2 protein-coding genes are annotated in these 1,318 nt (G+C 35.4%); both read right to left on the bottom strand.

Annotated elements, in window-relative coordinates:
• Window positions 1–199: hypothetical protein (locus tag H5072_RS19620; RefSeq protein WP_220488727.1), on the bottom strand; the 199-nt coding region annotated here is incomplete at its 3' end.
• 77 nt (window positions 200–276) lie between these two features.
• Entirely contained in the window at window positions 277–960 is a 684-nt protein-coding gene (locus H5072_RS19615; RefSeq protein ID WP_182694532.1) for a GAD-like domain-containing protein, read from the bottom strand.
• Window positions 961–1,318 lie beyond the last annotated feature (358 nt).

Here is a 1,318-nt window from a genome sequence, read left to right as displayed (position 1 = left end):
CCAAAAACTTGATAAAAGCTTTATCGAAAACTTCAGCGTTGTCATTACTCTCTTTTAAAAAAGATTGAACATGTCCGCCAAGGTTTGCACCATGATTATGTCGGTCAAAGTCTGGAGTTCTCACAAAATAGTTTTTTTCTCCGCGAAAAAAGCTATTTGTTTCATTGCTTTTAATCGATACTTCAAATGAATTTGTCATGTAAAATCTCTTAGTCAATGACAGTAAAAGTGTAATTACTCAACTTATATTTTTTAATCAGCAATTAATTAAGTTTTTTACTTTTTATGTAGCTCATCAGACATAGAAACAATATCAGCTATTACCCGTTTTTCATCTAAGTCAGCTAAAAAGTTTAAATGATCAATAGCGTTTACCTTTTTTAGGTTCTCTAATTTGTTTGTGCCGCCTAAAGCCAATGCCGGTACAAATGCATACATCTCGTCATCATTTAAGGGACCAAGCTTATTATATGCTCTTTCAAACAGTAGCTTTTCATTGACGTCTTTTTCATCTAGAGGTTCTTTACTCATCGATGCAAAAAATAGATCTACTGTCAATGTGTCACCATCTTCTTCTAAATCTGCAGTGTTGTCCGTTGGGAAAATCATTCCAAAATTTGAATTTATATCTAAACTCTGACCAGACTTAGTACCCCATACAATCAAATCCCCAAACGCACTTCGCCCAATGACATAATAACTATCGACACCCGACTCTGCCCGCTTAGCGAATTCAGTATCTTGCAACCATGTTTGCAAAATGTCATGGTAATCTTGTGGGTTCACAAGCCAAAAAATGCCATCTCCCCACCCACAGAAACCATACTCTGTCCAATATTCTAATAAACGTTCTGGTAGTTTATCTTGATAAAAATGAAGTATCTCTTGATTAGGCAGCCTTGCTTTAATAGCAGGACCAAACCCCTCATAATTGTAAAAATCTTCAAAATATTCATTCATTGCTAGCACCTATCTAAATTTACATTCATTTTTGCACCTGGCTCTCACTTTTCTAACGCACTCTTGCCTTGAGCATCTATAGCTTCGCTTTAACTCAGCGCCTCTTTACTCTGTAAAAATAAATAACTATAAAATTGTGGTTTCGGCATCTCTAATGAGTTATTTAAGCTTATGCCAACCCAAACTGAGTGTAGGTGCTGATAAGACTTACCCGTAAAATGTCCTGTCCACACAAAATATACGACGTAAACAGTTAGGAATAATTTTTTACAGTGACCGTACAATGCCCTGCTTAATTTTATAATTACAAAAGCCAAATACTTCGTTCGTTAAGATATAAAAATTAAGGTAGCCGTGG

It is taken from the genome of Pseudoalteromonas sp. SR45-5 (assembly GCF_014163565.1).
Taxonomy (GTDB): domain Bacteria; phylum Pseudomonadota; class Gammaproteobacteria; order Enterobacterales; family Alteromonadaceae; genus Pseudoalteromonas; species Pseudoalteromonas distincta.
The sequence above is the reverse complement of the archived record's forward strand: the minus strand, read 5'-3'. Positions and strand labels throughout refer to the sequence as shown.